Genomic DNA, 17,240 nt, shown 5'->3' on the forward strand with positions numbered 1-17,240 from the left:
GTAAAACGGCGACCTGGAGTCCAGCGTCGCCGTTTTGGGTGACTTAAGGTCAGGGACGATAAAGGATAGCCGAGCCCCAGGACAAGCCCACGCCGAAACCGCTAAGGGCCACGCGCTTCCAGGTCGCATTGAGCACGTGCTTTTCCAGCAGCAGCGGGATGCTCGAAGAGACGGTATTGCCGGTTTCCAGCATGTCCTTGACGAACTTCTCCGGCGTATTGCCGTCGTCGAAACGACGAGCCACCGCGTCGACGATTGCCGCGCTGCCCTGGTGAATGCAGAAGGCGTCGATATCCGAGGGCTGCAGGTCGGACTCGCTGAGCAATTCGTTCAAGTGCGCCGGGACTTTGATCAGCGCAAAGTTGAACACTTGACGGCCATTCATGAAGAATGCGCCGTTGGTAGTCTTGAGGAAATCGGCACCGCCGCCGTCAGTGCCGAACTTGGCTTTACCCAACTGCCACGGAGCGTCTTCACCCATCCAGGTGGCGGTGGCAGCATCGCCAAAGAGCATGGTGGTGTTGCGGTCTTCGGGGTCGACGATCTTGGAATAGGGGTCGGCGGTGACCAGCAGACCGTTCTTTAGGCCCGCGGCCTCCATGAAGCCCTTGAGCGCATAGATGCCGTAGACGTAGCCGGAGCAGCCCAGCGAGATGTCGAACGCGGCCACGTGAGTCGGCAATCCCAGCTTGTGCTGGACGATGGCTGCAGTGTGCGGCAGACCCTCTGCGTCACCGTTCTGGGTGACGACGATCAAAGCATCGACGGATTCGCGGGACAGGCCCGGGTTGTTGGCGAACAACTGGTTGACTGCTTCGACACACAGGTCGGAAGTTTCCTGGGCGTCGTCCTTGCGTGGCAGAAAAGCAGAACCGATCTTGCCCAGAATGAAATCTTCATCCTTTCCGAATTTCGCACCCTGCGCGTAATTGTCGACGCCAGCCGCAGGCACGTAACTCGCTATGCTTTTAATGCCAATCATCATGGCTTCCCAATCAAAAACTGCTGAACATCACCCGGCGCCATCGAGCGGGGGCATTGAAATCCGGGGGCTTGAGGCCTGAATAACCGGCAACGGAACGGCTCGGGCAGTCAGAGAAAGTCTCTGAAATCAGCCTGATGCCTTCATCTTCTGCAAACACGATACAGTGGAGATGCGCGTTATGACCCACAGGTCACCAAAAGTTTTACAAGCTTTTAGCTGACCCGTGGGGGCTGCGCAAGGGTGGATCAGCCTTCAGACAGGCAATTGACATGAAGAAACCACCGGTTTATCGGTCGCGCGTAAAGCCTACCTGTGCATACCGCTCTTTCTCCAATTTCGAAGCGCGCTTGGTTGCAGATGCCTTGGAGCCAGGCCCATGGAAGTGCCTGATCCACCGCCTTTGCTGCCGTCGTAACCTCCGGCGTCTCCTACTGGGATTGCGTCAAGCCGAAGCGGTGCCAGCGCCGCTGAACCTGTGGGAACTGCTGGGCTGTGCAACCGTGGCGAATGCGGTGCAGCTGTCGATAGGCATGCGTCCGGCAAGCGCGCTTCTTAAGGGCTCAGTCCGACTTAGCCGACGACATCCCAACTCAACGCCGTGCCGCGCTTGAGGCCCCGGCGAGCGGTGCGTCCGAGCACGGCGCCGATGTGTTTGGGCGCCAGGCCAAGCCCCGGGCGTATGGCGCGAATGTTGTCCTTGCTGAAGACATCCCCCTCGGCCATGTCCTTGACCACATAAAGCGAACGGCGGTACACCAGCGATGCCTGCTCGGCCTGCGTAGCGCCATAGTGCACGCGCCCCAGGCCTTGCCAGGCACGCTCGGTTTCAGTCACCAGACTCGTCATTTCGGCAGGCTCCAGCGAGAAGCTGGCATCGACCCCGCCGTCAGCACGATCCAGAGTGAAGTGTTTCTCGATCACGGTCGCGCCCATGGCCACCGCCGCTACCGACACGCCGACGCCCATGGTGTGGTCGGACAGCCCGACCTGACAGCCGAACAGCCCGGCCAGATGAGGAATCGTGCGGATGTGACTGTTCTCGGGCGAGGCCGGGTAGGTGCTGGTGCATTTGAGCAGCACCAGATCCTGGCAGCCTGCCTCACGCGCCGCGCGCACGCTTTCATCCAGTTCAGCGATGCAGGCCATCCCGGTGGAGATGATCATCGGCTTGCCGGTGGCCGCCACTTTGCGGATCAGCGGAATGTCGGTGTTTTCGAAGCTGGCGATTTTGTAGGCCGGGACGTTGAGGCCTTCGAGAAAGTCCACAGCGGTTTCATCGAATGGGGTGGAGAACGCCAGCAAACCCAATTCTTTCGCGCGGGCAAAGATCGGCTCGTGCCAGTCCCACGGTGTATAGGCCTGCTCATAGAGCGCATACAGCGACGACCCGGCCCATAAACTGCCGGGGTCCTTAATGAAGAACTCACCTTCGGCAATGTCCAGCGTCATGGTATCGGCGGTGTAGGTCTGCAATTTCAACGCATGAGCGCCCGCCCTGGCAGCGGCCTCGACGATGCGCAGCGCCTGAGCCAGAGACTGATTGTGGTTGCCGCTCATTTCGGCAATAACGAACGGCGGCGCATCCGGACCGACAATTCTTGAACCGATCTTGAAAGAGTTCATGCTCGCTCACTCACTGCAAATTTTGTCATGACCGGCCAGCGTATCCGCCACCCGCCCGGCCCCGTAACCGTCCACCAACCCTCGCGAACGCTCGGCAAATGCCTGCCGCTGAGGCGCATCGCCCAGCAGGCTCGCAATCGCCCTCACCCGTTGCTGCACATCCAACTGCTCATGGGGCCCCAGATACAGGTGGATGCCCGCCTCGGCCAACAGCCGAGCATTGAGCTGCTGATTATGGGCGACAGAAATGCAGACCGTCGGCAGCCCCAGAGCAGCACGCTCCCAGGTCGTACCGCCGCCTGCACCGATGAACAGGTCCGCTTGTTGCATCAATCCGAAAAAGTCATCGACCAGCCCATGCAGACGCCAGTTGGGTCGGCCCCGTGCCAATTCAATCATGGCTTCCCATTGTGGGTTGTGCAGCCCGGCAACGAAGTCCACCTGCATATCATCGAAGCCCTGCAGCGCGTGCATGGTCGCGTGCACCTGACACGCGGCATCGAAACCACCGAAATTCACCAGCACCCGTTCCACCCAAGGGTTGATCGCGATGGGTTGGCACTGGAATTCGTCGCGCAGCAAAGCGAAATGCGGGCCAAGCAAAGCCTGGCAGTCACCGGGTATCCACTGCGCATAGGGGCTGTCCGTTACCTGTGCGGAAAAATTCTGGTCAAGCAACACGTCCACGGCGTGCGGTCGATTGGCGAGGTCGTCGATGGCCATCAAGCCACTGGCAAACCGTCCAGCCGCCCTCTCCCACCGCGCATCCAGGTCGTAGTGATCGACGATCAACCAGTCGAACGGCTGCTCGCTCCGCAAGGCTTCGGCCAGCGCTTCGATATCGGCCTGCCAAGGCAAACTCACCTCGATAGGTGTACTGCCCTGCTCCTGCGGATAAAGCTCGGGTAAACCAAAGGCGGTATAGCCCTGCTCGCGCAGACGTTGCAGCAGATGGCCGGACAATTGCCTGCACGCGAACTGCACGTCGGCGCCCCGCTTGCGCAAGGCGTTGGCCAGCGTCAGGCAGCGCGCGACATGCCCGCTGCCGATGGCAATGGAGGCGTCAGCCCGAATCAGCACCCTCACCCGTCGATCTCCCCGCCGGCCTTGAGCGCTGCATAGAGGTATTCGGCCCGCACCCAGTCTTCTTCGGTATCGATGTCCTGCACCAGATGCCGCGGCAGGATCACCGGCACGCTCTGCGGCGAAAACATCGCATCGCCACGCAGCCAGGCCTCACTACGCCCCCAATAGAACTGAGCGGCATCCTGATAGGCGGCTGGCAGATCCTGGGAGCGCACGTGCCGGTACTCGGGGTACATGGCATCGAGGTTGCCGTCCTCATTGATCAACAGCGCGCGCTGGATCGGAAAACCGAAACCACAGACCGAGAACGCATAGGACTTGTCCGGCGCTGCCCGCAACGCTTCCAGGGCCTGACGCAGATAACGCCCCTGCAGCAAAGGTGCGGTGGCGTAGATACAGCAGACGAAATCGTAATGACGATCCAGACTGCGAATCGCGTGCTGAATCACCGGCGCTGTGCCGGCGAACGCGTCGGCCAGTTCCGCGGGGCGCATGAAGGGCACGTCGGCGCCGTGATCACGGGCGACGGTGGCAATTTCTTCATCGTTCGTGCTGACCACCACCCGTTCGAAAAGGCCGCTGGTCAACGCCTTGCGAATCGAGCCGACAATCATCGGCTCGCCATTGAACAGCTTCAGGTTTTTGCGAGGTATTCGCTGACTTCCGCCACGCGCCGGAATGATCGCCACAGCGTTGGTGCTCAGGGTAACGGATGCAGTCATGTCAAAGGCCCGATGCTTGGCCATCGACCAGCAGGTGCCGCAGCCGATCAATGACGAAATCCTGCTGCTCATTCGTCATGGCCGGGTACAGCGGCAGGCTGATGGCTTGCGCGTAATAGGCTTCAGCTTCGGGAAAGTCGCCGACCTTGAAGCCAAGGTCGCGATAGTACGGCTGCAAATGCACCGGAATATAATGCAGGTTGACCCCAATGCCTGCCGCGCGCAGGCCCTCGAATACCTCGCGATGGCTGCGCGAAAGACGTTCGGTCTGCAAGCGCACCACATACAGATGCCAGGCGGACTCGGCGTCGGCCTGTGCGGTCGACAAGGTCAGCGGCAGGTCGGCAAGCAGCGCCTGATAACGGGCCACCAACTCGCGACGTCGCGCCAGAAAACCGTCGAGCTTGCTCAGCTGCGAAAGTCCCAGTGCGGCCTGCATGTCGGTGATGCGGTAATTGAAGCCCAGTTCAACCTGCTGGTAGTACCAGGGGCCGTGGCTCGGCTCGTCCATCTGCGCCGTATCACGGGTTATGCCGTGGCTGCGCAAGCGACGCAGACGATCGGCCAATTCCGGGCGATTGGTCAACACCAGTCCGCCCTCTGCGGTGGTGATGATTTTCACCGGATGAAAGCTGAACACGGTCATGTCGGCGAATTCGCCGCACCCCACGGGACGTCCTGCATAACGTGCACCGACGGCATGGGAGGCGTCTTCGATGACGACAAAGCCGTAGCGCTGCGACAACTGGGCAATCGCCCGCATGTCACAGCTTTGGCCTGAGAACGCCACCGCCACCAACACCTTCGGCAACAGACCGTCACGTTCGGCTTCTTCGAGCTTGCGGGTCAGGGCGTTGACGTCGAGGTTCCAGGTGCGAGGGTCAATATCGACGAAATCAACGGCTGCCCCGCAATAACGCCCGCAGTTGGCCGAGGCCAGAAACGTATTGGGGCTGGTCCAGAGCACATCGTCCTCCCCCAGCCCCGCCGCCAGACAGGCAATATGCAAGGCGGCCGTGGCGTTGCACACCGCAATCCCAAAACCGGCTTCACAATGCTCGGCCATCGCGGCTTCAAAACGCTCGATGGTCGGGCCCTGGGTCAGCCAGTCGGACTTGAGCACCTCGACCACGGCATCAATGTCGGCCTGATCCAGGCTTTGGCGACCGTAGGGGATCATGACGTGGTATCGGCGTGCAGTTGGCGAATCTCGGGAACCGACATGAAATCCGGATTGGTGTCGGAGCGGTACTCAAAATCATCGGCCACGGGCGCCCCTGTTTCGCCAAGCGCGTCGACGGCGAAATCGGTGTCCACGTTGTTGAAGCGGATCGACGGCACGATGGTGTAGTGATCCTTGAATTCCAGGGTCATGCGCGCGTCATCCTGCGGCACCATCAGTTCGTGAAGCTTCTCGCCCGGACGTATGCCGACCAGTTTATACGGCAGCTCGGCGGCCATGGCCTGGGCCAGATCGACGATGCGCACCGAGGGGATCTTCGGCACGAACACTTCGCCGCCGTGCATGCGCTCGAAACCTTGCAGCACGAAATCCACACCGTGATCCAGGGTGATCCAGAAGCGGGTCATGCGCGGATCGGTAATCGGCAATTGCGTGGCGCCGCTTGCGATCAGCTTGTTGAAGAACGGCACGATCGAGCCACGCGAGCCTGCAACATTGCCGTAGCGGACCACGGCAAAGCGCGTCTGCTCCTCTCCGCCAATGTTGTTGGCGGCCACGAACAGTTTGTCCGACAGCAGTTTGGTGGCGCCGTACAAATTGATCGGGCTGGCCGCCTTGTCGGTAGACAGCGCGATGACCTTTTTCACGCCATTGGCAATCGCTGCCGCGATGATGTTTTCCGCGCCGTTGACATTGGTGCGGATAAATTCGGTGGGGTTGTACTCCGCCGCCGGAACGTGTTTGAGCGCGGCGGCGTGAACCACGTAATCGATGCCGCGCATACCTTGTTGCAGGCGCTCGGCGTCGCGCACATCCCCCAGGAAGTAGCGCATGCACGGGGCGTTGAATTCCTGCTGCATCTCGTACTGCTTGAGCTCGTCGCGGGAAAACACCACCACGCGCCGCGGTTGATAGCGCGCAAGCAACGTGCGGATGAACTGGCGACCGAACGAGCCGGTCGCGCCGGAGATCAATACTGACTTGCCGTTGAACATGATTGTGTCCCTACCCTTGCATCACTGGGGGAGCAGCTGCGCCCAGGTTGAACCGCACGCCTGACCCAGAGTGAACCCCTCACCGGTGAGCGTCAGGTTCTTGTTATAGGCAAGGTCGTGGGCAAATGCATCAGCCCATTTACCCCGCAACGCCGCCAAGGCCGAAGGTGCCGTCGGCAACGTGCCTGGGTGAATGACCTGCACCTGCGGCGTCCAGACCGTCAGATAACCGGCCTGGCCCAGCTTGAGGCACAGGTCGACATCCGCAAACGCTTCGGCGAACTGCTTCTGGTCAAGGCCGCCGACGCTGTCAAACAATTGCTTGCGCACCATCAGGCAGGCATCCGATACCGCAGAGTAGCTCTGATCCAGCAGCAGGCGCTGCAGATAACCCGCTGCATCCCTGGTCTCACCGACAAAGGCCGAACCGACGCCCCCGTTCAAGCCCAGAATCAGACCAGCCTGGCTGACGTTGCCCTGGCGGTCGATGAGTTTGGCGCCGACGACGCCCACTTCGGGACGCATGGCGTGATTGAGCAATGCATCAATCCAGTTCGGCCCTGTCACTTCACTGTCAGCTGACAACAGGATCAGGTACTCGCCCTTGGCCTGCGCGGCGACCGTATTGATCAGGGCTGCCTTGCTCAGACGCGCCTCGGTCCGTACGACGCGCACGCGCCCTTTCTCCTGACGCGCCAGCCACTCGACCATTTCCGGCGACTGACTGTGATTGTCAGCCAGCAGCACCTCGTAGCTGACGTAACGCGTACGCAAGGTGACGCTCGCCAGACAACGCTGCAACTCGGCCAGATCGTCTGCGCAGGACAACACGATTGACACCAGCGGGCGCTGGCTGTGGCGGTAGTCGATACGCCAGGTGCCCGGCGTGGCGGCAATCACCTGCGCCTTGTAACCGCGATTATTCAGGTGACGCGTCAGCGCCAGACGCTGCTGCGGGTTGTCTTCGCTCGTCGGCGCGGCGCAGACCAGCAACGGCTCGTCCAGGTGCGCGAGCCAGCCCATGCCGCCCTGCTCGATGACGCGCAACAGCAGTTCGAACTCCAGCGCCTGAGCGAAGTCGGCCGAATAGCCGCCAGCGTCCAGCAGTACGTCGCGACGCAGCAGCCAATGGCGGGACATCTGGCTCGGGTTGCTTTGCAACAGGTCAAGGTTGAAACCGGGGCGCATCACGTGGGTCAGCGCGCCGCCAGACAGGCGTTGAATTTCGTCGGCGAACACCGCACGACATTGCGGCGCAGCCTGCAACTCCAGCGAGGCGCGCAACAGCCCACCCGGGGTGAACTCATCGCCCACTTCAGCCAGCAGCACCCAGTTGCAAGAGGACTGCTGGACCGCCTGATTGATCTTCTCGACCCAGCTGTTTTTGGTGACCCTGACAAAGTGCAGGGTGTTCTGCGCGCTGGTGGTCGATGGCGGCTCGCCAGTGGTCAATACCACCACCTTGAAAGCCTTGCAGTGGCCTTCGACCAGACTGTCGAGCGTGACCTGCAACTTGCGCATGTCATCAGCCAGGTCCAGCAGCAGGATGAGGAATTGCGGCGCAGCGCCCTGCGCGGCGATGTGGCTGGAGATGGCTTGCACGTCGGCTGGCGAAGGCTTGCGTGCGTCAAGCCATTGCAGCAAGCGGCCAGACGGCATCCGGTCGAAGCGCACCCGGTGGTCTTCACGATTGACCGAGGTCAGGCGTTCGAGCCAGCGAGACATCAGGCCGGCTTCCTGCGGATCGTCCTGACGGGCCATCAGGGTTGCCAGCGGTTCGACAATGTGCGGGTTGAAAATATTCAAGGCCATTGCATCCCACAGCCGGTTGGCGATGGTTTCAGGGTTGTCGTTAACGTGGGTGCGCAACAGCAACGCCTGCTGCACCCACACCCCCTCAAGCGCCTCGAGCTGCAATTGGCCGGCAGGCATGGCATGAATCAGAAACTCGATTTGGTTCAATACGTCGAAGAACGCCTGGTTGTAAAACGGCATTTCAACGAACTGACGGGGTCCGAACTGCCGGTCCGCAGGGCTGAACACATCATTCCAGCGCGAGGAAACGATGCTGGTCAGGCCGAGCGAACGCTGTTCATCCAGGCAGGCGCGCAGGGCCGCGTAACCCGAGACCGCAAGTTCGACGCGCGCAGGCACGCTCAGGCGTTCGAGGCCCGTCTCAAGAGAAGCCAGAAAACTGGCAAATTGCTGACGCTCGACCATCGCCTCGGGCGCAGTGCTGCCCAGTTTTTTGAGCAGGTTGGTCTGTTGATCGCAAAAGCGATGATCGCGCTCGCGCACCCCATAGGGAATCGGCAGGATTCGTGCCTTGGCGCTGGCCAGCAGAAAGAACGCGTGACCATATTCCTGCAGCTCGCCGCTGATGCCCTGCGGCAATGCTGCGAACCACTGCCTGAGCAATGAGGTACGCGTCACGGCATAAAACGGTGGAATGTACTGATTCAGAAAGCTCAGTACGCGTTCTGCCGCGTCATCGGATGCGTAATCCTCCAGCACCTTTTTGTCGCGGCGCAGATACTCGACCTTGTCGCCATGGGCCTGATACATCAGGCAATAGCCGTGGCACAAACCGTATGCAGGTTGCGCAGCCAGGAAATCCACGGATTGGACCAACCCGTCGTGCACCAGAAAGTCTTCGTCGCTGATCAGTGCCATGAAGGGCGTGGTCACCTGCTCGACGCCGTGGGCGATCATGCTTTGCAGCGCGCACTCGGCAAACTGCGGCAAATGCAGGTAACTCACCTGAGCAAACAGCGCGGCAATGTCGCTATTGGTGCGTTGCGAAGAGTCAAGAACCAGCACCCGCGCGGGCAGCGTGCTGTAGTACTGCAATGTCCGACGCAAGAATGCCGGCCGGTCTTGAGTGAGGACAACGAGGGTGAGTTGCTCGTCAAGCGACATGGTGTTTCCCGAAAGTTGGTGACTGTCCATTAGGTTTTCCCTGCAATCCGGCCAAGCGTCAAAAAAACGATGTTCGTGAAAGCCCTGCGCGCTACCGGGCAGCGGGAGGCTCTTCGCCGTCAGCATGAAAACTGTCCGTGAACGGGGCACACGCTGCGGGCCGGGCTGATCGGGGCCTGTCTGCGGATGCATCGTTCGCCGCATGTCAGCGCCAGAGGTGCATGATTTATGGCGTTATTCGGCTCACGTAGCAGGAAGCACGCCAACTCTGGTTAGCCTGAACAGGAGGGATGAGGTAGAGCGGCGGCTGTCCGGGCGGCAACCGCCGTATGGGAAATGCAAGTTTCTCAGTCGGCCAGCCAGCCATTGACCCAATGCTGGAGGTTGTCACCGCGCAGCATGTAGTCGCGCATCACGATCTCTTTCAAGTCATCGCCCATCCGATAGCTGGCAACAGGGTCAGCCAGGTGCATGCGGATCGCTTCCAGCCACTCTTCAGTGCTGTTGCTGATGATGCGCGTGCATGGCAGGTAACCCTCGTAAGCCCGGGTATCGCTGCAAATCACCGGATAACCGCAGGCGCCGTACTCCAGCAGCCGCAGGTTGCTTTTGCAGTCATTGAAGATGTGGTACTCCAACGGCGCCAGTGCCAGATCCAGGTTCAGGCTGGCAAGCTTGGCCGGGTAGGCATGCAGCCCGACTGCGGGGTGGAATTCGTGCACGTAAGGTTTCAGCGCCTCGGGGCACATGCCGAAGAACACCCACTCCACCTGATCGGCCAGTTCACGCACCACATCGGCAATGATGTCCAGGTCGCCCGCATGACTGGTGCCACCTCCCCAGCCCACCCGGGGCTTGCGGGAGGTCTGCCGCTGGCTGCGCACACTGCTCCACAATTGCGAAGCCAGCATGTTCGGCACCACGCGAATGTCCTGATGCAGCCCCGACAGCGCATCGGCCAGCGCTGTCGTGGAAACAACGACGCGATCACACAGGCTCGTGCCCAGGCGGACCATGCTCTCCATGTTGCGGGGCATGCTGCGCAAGTGACCGTTCTTTTTCGGCACGCTGATCACATAATCGTCCAGCTCATAGATGCGCCGCGCATTGGAGTAGGTCTTCAACTTCAAGATCTCATCGATCGAGGCCTGGCTGTAGCGGCACTGCACGATGATCACATCGGGCGACTGGCGCTCTAGATCAATGATCGACGGCGAGTCATAGCTCAGGCGCCCCTCGATGCGACCATCGGCCTCCAGTTCCAGAAACGGTTGAGCGACGCGGTAATGCCCGACGGCCGTGCTGTTGACGGGAATCGCCAGCACATTGGGCAGGCGTCGTGACGAATAAGGATTCCAGCCTTTTTTAAGCCCCGGCTCCAGGCTGTAAAACGAGCCGGTCAGGCGCAGGTTGTGGTTATAGGCCGGATCGCGAGCCACGGTCGGCAGCCAGCGCAGATAGAACGCCTGTTGATCATTGATCTGAAGCTGTTTGTCACGCTGCTGCTCGGCCACCGGCAACGCACCTACGGCCAGCAACGCTCGGGGCGCCCACACCACCAGATAACCGGACTGACGCGCCCGCAGGCAAAGGTCGACTTCACTCAGGCTGCCCGTGAACCCGGTACTGTCGAGCCCGCCCAGTTGCTCGAACAGGGCCCGACGCACCAACAGGCATTCCGGCCCCACGGCGCTCAGGTTCTGCGTTGCCTTCAAACGCAGCAAATGGCCCGCTGCGTTCAGTGGCTCGCCAAAGAAAGCCGGACCGGCGGGCCCGTGGTAACCCAGAATGAGTCCGGCCTGGAGCACATAGCCTTCGGCGCTGAACAGTTTGCCGCCGACCACACCCACCTCGGAGCGGCGCCCGTGATTGAGCAACTCGTCGAGCCAGTCGGCGTTGGCGACCACCGCATACACGCTGAGCATCAACAGGTAATCGCCGCGCGCCAGGGACGCGGCGTAATTGCGAATGTCGGCAGCGTTGCCCTGCCCTGCGTAATGCACCACTCTCAGCTTGTCGCCGCCCACGGCCTGCATGTCAGCCAGCCAGGCACGTACGTCTGCGCCCAGGCTGCCGTGATCGACGATCAGCACTTCGTAATTGCCGTAGGCGGTGTGGGTCAGCATCGTTTCAATGCAACGCTGCAAGGCAGCCAACTGGTCCTTATGGACGATGACCACCGACACCAGCGGCTGATCGGCACTGAGGTATTGAACCTGATTGATCAGCGGCTGCTCGGTCTCATGCAACCGATGTTCTACGCCCAGGCGCAGCAAATGCGCCTTGAGCACTTCGGCGCTTTGTTCGACCACCTGATCGAGTTTGAGCCACTGATCAAAGGCCAGCTGGGACTCGACCAGGATTTCGGCCACGTGATGCACGACTGCACCGCGCGCCTCGAACAAACGCCAGATCGCATCGTGAGGCGCCAGTTCGCCATACCGCGGGTCGAAACCACCGAGCCCGGTGATCGCCTCCAGCTGGAAGGCCAGCACCCGGCCGACGTAGGGATAACTGCGCAGCAGATCGAGGTTGAAATCAGGCTTGAACACAGGCTGCGCCGACTCGCCTTTGAGCAAGGCACCCTCGTCGCTATAGATGCACAGCACCTGGGCTGATGAGGCGATGCGTTCGGCCACGATCAGCAGCGCGCAATCGATCAGGCGATCACCGGCGCGCAACAGGTACAGCCAGTCGATGCGCTGCAACTGAGGCACAAGCGTGTTTAATTGCGTCACCCAGTCGGGTTGCGCCGGCAGCGTGAACACGCGCTCGTGCAGCACCGGCGCTTCACAGCTGGCGGACAGCACCAGGATTAACTCCGGTGGATACAACTGGGCTTCAAGGCTTTCCAGCGTCAGTGCCAGACTGGCCGAACTGCCAAACGGGTCCAGAACCACCGCCACCAGCTTGGGCTGCACCGGCCAGGCAGCGACGTTATCGGGAACACGCGCCCGCTCGGCGCCAAACAGGGTGCGATAACTCAGCCATTGCTGATACAGCCCGGCAAAACTTTCGCTGTCGCTGCCGACCCGCCATGGCAGCACTGCCTGTCGGTCACCCAGCATGCGACTGAGCGGCAATTCCTGCCATACGCGGGATCCGTCATGCGCCTCAGCGAGGGGTACAAAACGGACCCAGCCGTAGTCAGGTGCGTCTTCGCCTGCACGTGCCTTGAGCATCTTTTTGAGCCAATCGCGCTCACCGTCGATCCGATCAATGACCGCCTGCTGGCGGCTGAAGCGCTCGGGGTGCAAACGCTCGGCGCTGAGCACATCGTTGAGCATGACCATGTTGCCGCGCTTGAGCATACAGATGTACAGCGCAAAATCGACCAGCGCCGTGAACCCGTCCCCGACCTCTCTGAGGGCGGGCAGGATCTGCGCCACATCGCTGCGGCGCATCAGCGAACTGGTAAAGCCGCCCAGAAAGTTGGTCGCAGAGATATCAAAAACCGACAGCAGGTCGGCGCCGTAAAACAATGCACTGACTTCGGCCAGGGGGCAGTTCTCGATGCGCGCGGGCAGTTGGATGTCATCCGGATCGCAGAAATAGCGCTGAGCCAACACCAGGCTGACGTCATCATGCTTATCCAGCACCTGCGCCTGCCGGGCCACTGCGGCAGGGAACAGCCGGTCGTCATCGCACAGGAACTTGATGAACGATCCACGCGCCTCGTTCAGGCCCACCAGCAGGTTGCCGACAAAGCCCTGACGTTGCGGGTTGCGCACGTAACGCAACGTTGCAGTCCCCGTCCCTGTGAGCTGTTGGACGATCTGCTCGATTTCATCGCCCTGGCTGTCATCACAGACCACCACCTCCAACGGCTGCCAGGTCTGCGCCAGGGCATCCAGCAGCGCCCGACGGAAAAAGCGCGAGTTGTAGGCGGGTATGACGATGCTGACCAGGGGAGCTGAATTCACGGGCGGGCTCACTGAGCGGCGCGTTTCCTCGCGGGAAGGAAGGACTTGCCGCTGATATTAACGGTAGAGACTCAGCGGTGGCGAAGCCGGATGAATCCGGCCTCGCCTTGCAATGGGATGATTACAACTTGCTGAACAGATTCAGCGCAGACAGTTGCGTGAAGACCAGTTGCGAGGCCTGCAACATGGTCTTCTGCAGGGTCAGGCGCGCAATGGCGTCCACCGGATCGGAGGCAGTGATGGTATTGGCTTCGGTGTTGCCGTTGTCGATCAGGGTCTGGTTGGTAACGCCCTGATCGGTCGCGGTCGCGGACCGTGCACCGCCGTCACTGATTGCATTGGAGATCTGACTGGACGCACTGTTGAGGTTGCCGATGGTCGAGGTCAGCGTGGCCTGCAGTTTCTGCGCCGCCACCGGATCACCATCGACCTTGCCATTGAGCGCAGTGATCACGTTAGACAGGGTGTTGAGCACATTCTGGGTTTGCTGGGTCGACGACGAGGCGGTGAACTGATCTCCGCTGGCCAGCGATGGCGGAGTACCGCTGAAGGTAAAGGTCACACCCGCGGCGACCGCCTGGTTGGCAACAGGCGATCCGATCAGCGTGCCGGTGGATACCGGCTTGCTGGTCGCCGCATCGTAGGGCGCGGCGTACAGGCTGAACGTGGTGGCGTCGGTAAAACGCAGCACCGCCCCGCCATTGGGGAACGTTTTGTCGAACGTGGCCTGATCGGTGACCTTGGAGCTGGTGATCACCGTGGAAGCCGACGAGTTGGTGGGCAGGCGCGCCGTGCTGACGGTGCTCGGCGACACCGCCAGCTCGAACGTATGGGGCGATGCCGTCATGGCCGCGTCGGCTTCAGTGGAGCTGCCGTACTGCGCCGTCGTCAGGTTGATGTTCAGACTCATTTCCAGGCCACGGAACGTGATGGCCTGCGACGCGCCGCTGGTGGTGGTGAACTTGCCTGCCGAGCTCGCCTCACCCGTGACGTCAGTACCATCCTTGTCGAGGATCGTGTACTGGCTGCCGTTGGTGAAACTGACGCTGTAAGGCTGGCCGGTGGTGAACTTGCTGTCGAAAGCGGAAGTGTCGCCGACGCTGCCGCCGGACAAGGAAATCATGCCATCGTCGGTGGTCGGCGAGGTCAACGTGGCCGTTGTGCGTGTCGTATTGACCGCTTGCTCGAATGCATCCCAGCCGGTCGTGTTGCTGGCCATGGAAATGCCGCTGCCGATGTCCAGCATGTTGCGCGTCTGGTCGCCCTGATAGCTGTAGGTGCCATCGGGGTTGACCACGTAGGGCTGGGTGGTGGATTTGGAACCGGCGAACAGATACGAGCCACTGGCATCCTTGCTGTTCATCAGGCCAAGGATTTGCGTCTGCAGCTGCTTCAACTCGGCGGCATTGGCCTGGCGGTCCTTGTCGGTAAATGTGGAGTCATTGGCGCCCAGCACCAGTTCCTGTGCGCGCTGGAGCGCCTGGGTGATGGACGTCATCGCCGTCTCTGTCTGGACTACACCGGTGCTGATATTGTCGATGTTGGACTTGTATTGATTGAGCATGGTGCCCGACTGCTGCAATTGCAGAACGCGCGCTGCGCCGACCGGATCGTCGGCCGCCGTATTGAGCTTGATCTGACTGGCCACTTCGTCGCCGGTCTTGGTGACGTTGGCGTAGTTACGCGAGTAGTTCGTCGCACTTGACTCGTAAAACTGAGTAGTGGAAATACGCATGGATTACGACTCCTTAAAGACTGTTGATCAGGGTGCTGAAGATGGCTTGAGCCGCTTTGATGATCTGTGACGACGCGGTGTAGTACTGCTGGTACTTGATCAGATTGGCCGCTTCTTCATCCAGCGATACGCCAGAGACGCTGTCGCGCGCGGATTTGGCCTGGGTCAGTACGGCGGTGGTCGCCGTGCCATCGTTCTTGGCCTGCGCAGCCTTGGAACCGACCGTGGTGATCATGCTGCTGTTGGCGCCGCTGAGACTCATGCCGGTGCCGTTCGACGTGGCGCTGTCGACCGTCTGCTTGGTCTGCAGCGTCAGTGCTGTCTCGGCGTTGCGGTTATCCGCAGAGCCTGCGCCGGTGAGCGCGATGCTGTAGGTGTCGCCACTGGTGGCCGAGCCGGCAATGGTCATCCCGATATTGAACGACTGCGCCGTGCCCGTAGAGTCGGTGTAGCCCACGTTCAGGGAAATATCGTTGCTCTGCCCCTGAACCACATTGCCGGTGATTGCATTGCCGTCCTTGTCCGTGACGGCCGCGCCATTGGCGTCGATCAACGAATAGGACTGGGCGCCACTGGTGACGTCGCCCAGCACCAGACGCATCGGCGTCGCGCTGGTGATAGCACTGCGCAGATCGGTCGTGGCCGTGGTGTCGTAGATATCGGCCAGGGTATTGAGGGTTGGCTGGGTGAACGTCGCCGAGCCTTTGTTACTCGCCCCCGCAGTGCCCGTGAGGGGCGCGGCGGTGGCGATGGCTTTCGGGTCGGTCATCACCGTCTTGATATTGGCGGCGCCGGTAGCGGTCGGGCTGATCTTGAAGCTGTCGCCTTCGGCGGAAGCGCCGGTGAACTTGAGCGAGAACCCGTCGATGACAGGGGCACTGCTGTCACTGGTGTTATACGAGCCCATGTCCTTGCCATCAGGCAGACGCTTGACGCTGTACTGCCCGCTGGCGTCGGTAAACGTCACCTGATAGTTGTTGGTAGTCAATGCGCCGGAGTCGCTGATCGACACGGCAAAGTTGCCTGAGGTCTGAGCGTTATTCGCGTTGGCAAGACTGCGCTGGCTGGTGAGACTTGAATCGTTGATGCTGTTGAACAGGCTGCTGCCGTAGTTGCCGCTGGCATCAACACCCTGGTTCAGTTGCTGGTTGATCTGATCGGCAGCCACCACCGCCAGGCGTCCCAGTTCGCTGGCCGCCGGTTGCAGCACGTCGCTGCGGTAGCGCACCAGACCGCCCAGCGTACCGCCGGTCACTACACCGGTCACATCGACGCTGCTGTTCTGATAATTGAGCTTGAGCGAATACACGCTCGGGTCGGCGGCGCTCGGCGCTGCGGTCAGCGTATTGGCCGTGGTACCTGTGACCAGCGGCTGGCCGGTGCCGATGTAAACATCGTAGCTGCCGTTGGTTTCAATGACCTTGGCGCCCACCAGCTCGTTGAGCTGACGCACTGCTTCGTTGCGCGAATCGAGCAGCGTGTTCGCCTGACTACCGGAGGCCTGGGCCTGAGTGATCTGCTTGTTCATGTCAGCGATCGACGATGCCAGCGAATTGACCTGCCCCGCTACTTCCGTCATCTGGGTATTGATCGTCGAGTTCTGGTCTTTCATCTGCGACGAAATCGAATTGAATTGCGCACTCAGCGCCGAGGCGCTGGTCAGAAAATCGTTACGGGCAGCGGAATCGGTCGGCTCGCTTGAAAGCGCTTGCAACTTGGTGAAGAAATTACTCAGCACCGTGCTGATGCCGGTTGAACTGCTCGACAGGATCGAATCCAGTTTGCTGGCCTGGCCGAGATAGGCCTGAGCGTCGGAGTCGAGCGATGTACTGGTCTGCAACTGGGTATCGAGGTAGCCGTTGTAGATCCGACGCACATCGGACAGCGTGGTACCGGTGCCGATGAAACCGACGCCGATATTCTGCTGGGCACTGGCAGTGGTCAGCACTTGCTGGCGCGAGTAGCCCTGCGTGTCGACGTTGGCAGTGTTGTTGCCGATGGTGGTCATCGCTGCACTGCTGGCGGTCAACCCTGAAAGCCCGATTGAGATCAGTGACATGATTCAAACC

At 60.8% G+C, this 17,240-nt stretch carries 10 protein-coding genes; all 10 read right to left on the reverse strand.

What is annotated here, in order from left to right:
- Positions 1-49 precede the first annotated feature (49 nt).
- Positions 50-982, reverse strand: a complete 933-nt coding sequence (locus EC915_RS11560) for a ketoacyl-ACP synthase III (protein WP_133750647.1) — start codon at positions 980-982, stop codon at positions 50-52.
- Positions 983-1,555: 573 nt separating this feature from the next.
- The gene (gene pseI, locus EC915_RS11565; protein WP_133750648.1) at positions 1,556-2,608 is read right to left on the reverse strand and encodes a pseudaminic acid synthase; all 1,053 of its coding nucleotides are present in this window, start codon (positions 2,606-2,608) and stop codon (positions 1,556-1,558) included.
- Between the two features lie 6 nt (positions 2,609-2,614).
- Entirely contained in the window at positions 2,615-3,694 is a 1,080-nt protein-coding gene (gene pseG / locus EC915_RS11570; protein WP_133750649.1) for a UDP-2,4-diacetamido-2,4,6-trideoxy-beta-L-altropyranose hydrolase, read from the reverse strand.
- The gene (pseF, locus tag EC915_RS11575; RefSeq protein WP_133750650.1) at positions 3,691-4,416 is read right to left on the reverse strand and encodes a pseudaminic acid cytidylyltransferase; all 726 of its coding nucleotides are present in this window, start codon (positions 4,414-4,416) and stop codon (positions 3,691-3,693) included. Before pseF ends, pseG begins: the two co-directional genes overlap by 4 nt.
- Before the next feature lies 1 nt (position 4,417).
- Positions 4,418-5,596: a UDP-4-amino-4,6-dideoxy-N-acetyl-beta-L-altrosamine transaminase gene (gene pseC / locus EC915_RS11580; RefSeq protein ID WP_133750651.1), complete on the reverse strand. Its 1,179-nt coding sequence runs from the start codon at positions 5,594-5,596 to the stop codon at positions 4,418-4,420.
- Positions 5,593-6,594, reverse strand: a complete 1,002-nt coding sequence (pseB, locus tag EC915_RS11585; protein WP_133750652.1) for a UDP-N-acetylglucosamine 4,6-dehydratase (inverting) — start codon at positions 6,592-6,594, stop codon at positions 5,593-5,595. Before pseB ends, pseC begins: the two co-directional genes overlap by 4 nt.
- Before the next feature lie 21 nt (positions 6,595-6,615).
- Positions 6,616-9,543 carry a TIGR00180 family glycosyltransferase gene (locus EC915_RS11590; RefSeq protein WP_133750653.1) on the reverse strand — a complete coding sequence of 976 codons (2,928 nt, stop codon included), beginning with the start codon at positions 9,541-9,543 and terminating at the stop codon, positions 6,616-6,618.
- A gap of 317 nt (positions 9,544-9,860) precedes the next feature.
- Positions 9,861-13,436 carry a glycosyltransferase gene (locus EC915_RS11595; protein ID WP_133750654.1) on the reverse strand — a complete coding sequence of 1,192 codons (3,576 nt, stop codon included), beginning with the start codon at positions 13,434-13,436 and terminating at the stop codon, positions 9,861-9,863.
- A gap of 121 nt (positions 13,437-13,557) precedes the next feature.
- On the reverse strand, positions 13,558-15,171 hold the full coding sequence (locus tag EC915_RS11600) for a flagellar hook-associated protein 3 (protein ID WP_133750655.1): 1,614 nt from the start codon (positions 15,169-15,171) through the stop codon (positions 13,558-13,560).
- Positions 15,172-15,184: 13 nt separating this feature from the next.
- Positions 15,185-17,230 carry a flagellar hook-associated protein FlgK gene (gene flgK / locus EC915_RS11605; RefSeq protein WP_133750656.1) on the reverse strand — a complete coding sequence of 682 codons (2,046 nt, stop codon included), beginning with the start codon at positions 17,228-17,230 and terminating at the stop codon, positions 15,185-15,187.
- Between the last annotated feature and the right edge of the window lie 10 nt (positions 17,231-17,240).

This window comes from Pseudomonas sp. LP_7_YM, from assembly GCF_004364435.1.
Taxonomy (GTDB): Bacteria; Pseudomonadota; Gammaproteobacteria; order Pseudomonadales; family Pseudomonadaceae; genus Aquipseudomonas.

Excerpts from the sequence above, each read along its gene's own strand:
- pseC (WP_133750651.1), bottom strand. The coding sequence starts at position 5,596 with ATGATCCCCTACGGTCGCCAAAGCCTGGATCAGGCCGACATTGATGCC.
- EC915_RS11600 (WP_133750655.1), bottom strand. The coding sequence starts at position 15,171 with ATGCGTATTTCCACTACTCAGTTTTACGAGTCAAGTGCGACGAACTAC.
- EC915_RS11590 (WP_133750653.1), bottom strand. The coding sequence starts at position 9,543 with ATGGACAGTCACCAACTTTCGGGAAACACCATGTCGCTTGACGAGCAA.
- pseI (WP_133750648.1), bottom strand. The coding sequence starts at position 2,608 with ATGAACTCTTTCAAGATCGGTTCAAGAATTGTCGGTCCGGATGCGCCG.
- flgK (WP_133750656.1), bottom strand. The coding sequence starts at position 17,230 with ATGTCACTGATCTCAATCGGGCTTTCAGGGTTGACCGCCAGCAGTGCA.
- EC915_RS11560 (WP_133750647.1), bottom strand. The coding sequence starts at position 982 with ATGATTGGCATTAAAAGCATAGCGAGTTACGTGCCTGCGGCTGGCGTC.
- pseB (WP_133750652.1), bottom strand. The coding sequence starts at position 6,594 with ATGTTCAACGGCAAGTCAGTATTGATCTCCGGCGCGACCGGCTCGTTC.
- pseF (WP_133750650.1), bottom strand. The coding sequence starts at position 4,416 with ATGACTGCATCCGTTACCCTGAGCACCAACGCTGTGGCGATCATTCCG.